Genomic DNA, 3,877 nt, shown 5'->3' with positions numbered 1-3,877 from the left:
AGCCGGAGACGGGAGGTTAAAAAGCTCAGCCAGCATCATCCAAAGCAGCGGGAGAGTGAAAAGGGCGGCGAAAAATAGCGGATAAGGAAAGGGCTGCTCGTTTCGCGCCTGGTTTCTTTCGGGGGCCGGTACAAGCGGTTCTTTTACTTTAAAACCGAGTTCCGCCACTGCCCCGGCGACGTTACCTCCGGGAGATAGACAACGGTGGCGCTTCCAGTAGCAAAATTGACCGCCGCCGTTACAACGCCGGGAATCTCCTGGAGTCGCCGCTCCAGCCGCGCGGCGCAGCCGACGCAGTGCATTCCTTCCACCGCCAGCCGCAATTCTTCCTGCCGGACGGCGAAGCCGAGCGCTTCAATCTTTTCTATCACCTTGGGAAGCGGGAGGTCAGCGGCTGCAACAACCCGCACCCTGCCGGTGGCGACATTAGCCGCTGCCTCCTTGACCCCGGCCAGTTCCTTGAGGCCCGCTTCGAGCCGTGCGCCGCAAGCAGCGCAGGCCATGCCGGAAACTTGAAGGACGTACGTCTTATCCGCCATTCCGGTACCCCTGGCTTCTGGTGCGTTCTTTCAGCGGCTGCCACCAGCTGGGATTTTCTACGTACCACTGGACTGTCCGGCGCAGCGCCTCTTCAAAAGCGTGCTCCTTCTGCCAGCCGAGCTCCCGCGCGATCTTCGCCGCGCTTAGCGCGTACCGCCGGTCGTGCCCCGGGCGATCGGCGACGAAGGTGATGAGCTTCTCGTCTTTATCTAAGAGCCGCAAAAGTAGCCGTACCAGCTCGATATTTCGCACCTCCTGGCCGCCGCCGATGTTGTAGACCTCTCCGGGCTGGCCGCTAAGCAACACGAGTTCCAGGGCCCGGCAGTGGTCCTCTACATAAAGCCAGTCGCGAATATTTTGCCCGTCGCCGTAAACGGGTATTGGTTTGTTTTCGAGGGCGTTAGTGATGGTCAAGGGAATAAGCTTTTCGGGGAACTGATAAGGGCCAAAGTTGTTGGAGCAGCGGGTGATGGTTACCGGCAGTCCGTAAGTGCGGTGGTAGGCCCGGCAGAGAAGATCGGCTCCTGCCTTACTGGCGGCATAAGGGCTATTTGGCGCTAAAGGAGATTCTTCGGTGAAAGGAGGATCGCCTGGTTCGAGCGAGCTGTACACCTCATCAGCCGTACACCTCATCGGTGGAAATCTGGATGAACCGCGGCACCTTGTACTTCCGGGCGGCATCGAGAAGCACGCGTGTACCTTCGACGTTTGTGCGGATGAAGGGTGCCGCGTCGGTGATACTGCGGTCAACGTGCGTTTCCGCGGCGAAATTTACTACCGCCTCAATACCGGAAGTCAGGATTCCTTCGACCACGTTTGGGTCAGCGATATCACCCTTCACGAAGCGGTAACCCGGAAATTTGTCCGCGACATCCCGCAAGTTTGCTAAGTTCCCGGCGTAGGTGAGCTTATCGAGATTCACGATTTCCCAATCGGGATAACGGGTCAGGATGTAGCGGATGAAGTTTGAACCAATGAAACCGGCCCCGCCGGTGACGAGCAAGCGCATCGTTCCCACTCCTTTAAAAACACCTTTACCCGCTTTTTACTTCCCAGCTAAATGGGATAGAGGGGTCGTTGTAGGGAATGCGGTACTCGTCTGGCTGCGCGTAGTTGTACAGCTCCGTGGGAAAGTTCACGATGAGCGCGAGCTGGCCGCCCTCCGCTGTAAAGCCATGGTAGACTAGCGGGGGAATCTTGATGAGCATGGGGTTTAGGAGACCGATATGGAAGACATTGACCATCCCTTTGGTGGGGCTATCTTCCCGCGGGTCGTAAAGCGCTACCTTGGCCATCCCCCACACGCAGGCGAAATGGTCCCACTGGAGCTTGTGGTAGTGCCAGGCCTTTACCACCCCGGGATAGCAGGCCGTAACGTAAGCCTGCCCGAATTTCGCAAACTCCGGCCAGTCCCGCCGCAGCAGCTCCATCAAAAAGCCCCGGTCATCGGGGATCAGCCGCAGCTTTTTCACCTGGACATCGTGAATTAGTTCCATTATCATACCTCCATACCAGGTTATTTCTTGCAGTAATGGTTCCACCTAAATATTTTATGGTAGCAATTTTCTCTCCTGGAGAACCCTGTAAAACTCAGCCGGAAGAACGATCTTGATCCCTTCGTAGATATCCAACTTACGAATATGCTTCTTATCACCGGTTACCAAGAACTCTGCCTGTGCTGCTACTGCACATTCCAAAATACGGTTATCATCGTCTTTCGACGTAATAACGGTCAAGGTTTGCCTGGGTTCTACCACCTCTGCGATGGCTCCCACTATTCCCGCTGCCGCATCTGCTTCTTCGGGGCTTAGCCCGAACTTTTCTTCCAATAGCCGCCGGAATTCGTGGAGGATAAAGGGAGAAGTATAAAACTGGAAGCGCCTTTTGGTTGCGGCTTTGAAGATTTCCGCCGGAATACTGCTGGGGAAAATTATCGCGGAAACAAGCACGTTAGTATCAAGAACAACCCGCATCATTGCCTGAGATCATCTATTAGCTCTTCCACTGCGTCTTCACTGCTGATGCCGAGTTCTCGAGCGCGGCGCGCGGCTACAAGTTGCAGTGTCTCCCACTCGCGGGAAGCAATGTACTGCCGCAAAGCCTCCCTAACTAGTTCGCTCCTGCTGCGGTGTTCTTTTCGCGCCAGTTCTTCTGCCTTTTCAGCCAGCGCGGGGGGTAAAGAAAGCGCCCAAACTTTTGTCCTTCGCATTTATTCCAACCCTTCAAGTTAGTATTACAAATTAATACTAACTTGTTTCGCGGGAATTGTCAACCTTCTCCGTCCAGCGAATCGTTAAACGATTATCTCGCACTCGTCCCCGATGAAAAAGCGCAAGGCGCGGCGCGAACCGCCGGTGCGCCGGATGCGGGCCTTATACCCGATGAGACTGTCTTCCACCGGCCCGACCTCTTCTAAGGTGCAGCCGTCGAGCACCACCGAGTGTTCGATGTTCACGCCGCGGAGCACCACGTTATTCCCGATTGCGGTAAACGGCCCGACGAACGAATCTTCAACGACCGTATTCGCGCCGATTACCACCGGGCCGCGGATTATGCTCCGCACCACCCAGCTGCCCGGCGCAAGCGATACCCGGCCCACGATGGCGCTTTCCCCATCTACTTCACCTTCAAGGCGCCGCTCCGTGAACGCGTCGAGTACCACCCGGTTCGCCTCGATGATGTCGTCCTTCTTCCCGGTGTCCAGCCACCAGCCTTCTAAAATGCGGAACTCAACGCGGTGGCCCAGATGGAGAAGTTCCTGGATGGCGTCGGTTATCTCCAATTCCCCGCGCCAAGAAGGTTTGATCCGGTCGATCGTTTCGTGGATTACCGGCGCGAAGGCATAAACGCCCACCAGTGCCAGATTGCTCGGCGGTTCCTTGGGCTTTTCTACAAGTTTGGTTACGCGGCCCTGCCCGTCTAGTACCGCCACTCCGAAAGCGCGGGGATCGGGAACCTCTTTGAGCAAGATGACCGCAGCTGCCCCGCTGCTCATCAAGCTGTCAACTAATTGCCGGACACCGCCCTGGATCAAGTTGTCGCCCAGAAACATCAGAAAAGGGGATGCGCCTAGGAAGGGGCGCGCCACCTTCACCGCGTGCGCCAGGCCAGCCGGCTGGTCCTGGACGATAAAAGTAAAGGCCGCCTGCCCGCGAAAGGCGCTCTCGATGGCGGCCTGCACATTCGCTCCTGTCTCGGGAGAGATGACGACGCCGATCTCCTCGATCCCTGCTTCTAAAACCTGCTGCACCACGTAGTGCAAGATTGGCCGGTTGGCCACCGGTGTTAGGTCTCACTTTCGTTGACCGTAAATGATAGGGTTTTTCTCGAATTGTAT

7 protein-coding genes are annotated in these 3,877 nt (G+C 56.5%); all 7 read right to left on the bottom strand.

Translation table 11 applies throughout. The features are described from left to right. Nucleotides 1–143: 143 nt before the first annotated feature. Nucleotides 144–539, bottom strand: coding sequence for a cation transporter (locus tag ACUVTA_RS08825; RefSeq protein ID WP_445952574.1), 396 nt, complete (start codon nucleotides 537–539; stop codon nucleotides 144–146). Next, a complete protein-coding gene (locus ACUVTA_RS08820; protein ID WP_445952573.1) occupies nucleotides 529–1,173 on the bottom strand; it encodes a dTDP-glucose 4,6-dehydratase in 645 nt (214 codons plus the stop codon). The genes ACUVTA_RS08825 and ACUVTA_RS08820 overlap by 11 nt, the downstream gene beginning before the upstream one ends. Further along, the gene (locus ACUVTA_RS08815; protein ID WP_445952572.1) at nucleotides 1,157–1,549 is read right to left on the bottom strand and encodes a GDP-mannose 4,6-dehydratase; all 393 of its coding nucleotides are present in this window, start codon (nucleotides 1,547–1,549) and stop codon (nucleotides 1,157–1,159) included. The genes ACUVTA_RS08820 and ACUVTA_RS08815 overlap by 17 nt, the downstream gene beginning before the upstream one ends. A 25-nt stretch (nucleotides 1,550–1,574) precedes the next feature. Next, on the bottom strand, nucleotides 1,575–2,036 hold the full coding sequence (locus ACUVTA_RS08810) for a dTDP-4-dehydrorhamnose 3,5-epimerase family protein (protein ID WP_445952571.1): 462 nt from the start codon (nucleotides 2,034–2,036) through the stop codon (nucleotides 1,575–1,577). Between the two features lie 54 nt (nucleotides 2,037–2,090). Further along, nucleotides 2,091–2,516, bottom strand: a complete 426-nt coding sequence (locus tag ACUVTA_RS08805; RefSeq protein ID WP_445952570.1) for a putative toxin-antitoxin system toxin component, PIN family — start codon at nucleotides 2,514–2,516, stop codon at nucleotides 2,091–2,093. Next, a complete protein-coding gene (locus tag ACUVTA_RS08800; protein WP_445952569.1) occupies nucleotides 2,513–2,749 on the bottom strand; it encodes a CopG family ribbon-helix-helix protein in 237 nt (78 codons plus the stop codon). Before ACUVTA_RS08800 ends, ACUVTA_RS08805 begins: the two co-directional genes overlap by 4 nt. An 84-nt stretch (nucleotides 2,750–2,833) precedes the next feature. Continuing rightward, the gene (locus ACUVTA_RS08795; RefSeq protein WP_445952568.1) at nucleotides 2,834–3,820 is read right to left on the bottom strand and encodes a glucose-1-phosphate thymidylyltransferase; all 987 of its coding nucleotides are present in this window, start codon (nucleotides 3,818–3,820) and stop codon (nucleotides 2,834–2,836) included. Nucleotides 3,821–3,877 lie beyond the last annotated feature (57 nt).

Source organism: Thermodesulfitimonas sp. (assembly GCF_052743955.1).
Note: the sequence above shows the minus strand (reverse complement) of the source record. Positions and strands in the feature narration are given on the sequence as shown.

Excerpts from the sequence above, each read along its gene's own strand:
- ACUVTA_RS08810 (WP_445952571.1), bottom strand. The coding sequence starts at position 2,036 with ATGGAACTAATTCACGATGTCCAGGTGAAAAAGCTGCGGCTGATCCCC.
- ACUVTA_RS08805 (WP_445952570.1), bottom strand. The coding sequence starts at position 2,516 with ATGATGCGGGTTGTTCTTGATACTAACGTGCTTGTTTCCGCGATAATT.
- ACUVTA_RS08820 (WP_445952573.1), bottom strand. The coding sequence starts at position 1,173 with ATGAGGTGTACGGCTGATGAGGTGTACAGCTCGCTCGAACCAGGCGAT.
- ACUVTA_RS08815 (WP_445952572.1), bottom strand. The coding sequence starts at position 1,549 with ATGCGCTTGCTCGTCACCGGCGGGGCCGGTTTCATTGGTTCAAACTTC.
- ACUVTA_RS08825 (WP_445952574.1), bottom strand. The coding sequence starts at position 539 with ATGGCGGATAAGACGTACGTCCTTCAAGTTTCCGGCATGGCCTGCGCT.
- ACUVTA_RS08800 (WP_445952569.1), bottom strand. The coding sequence starts at position 2,749 with ATGCGAAGGACAAAAGTTTGGGCGCTTTCTTTACCCCCCGCGCTGGCT.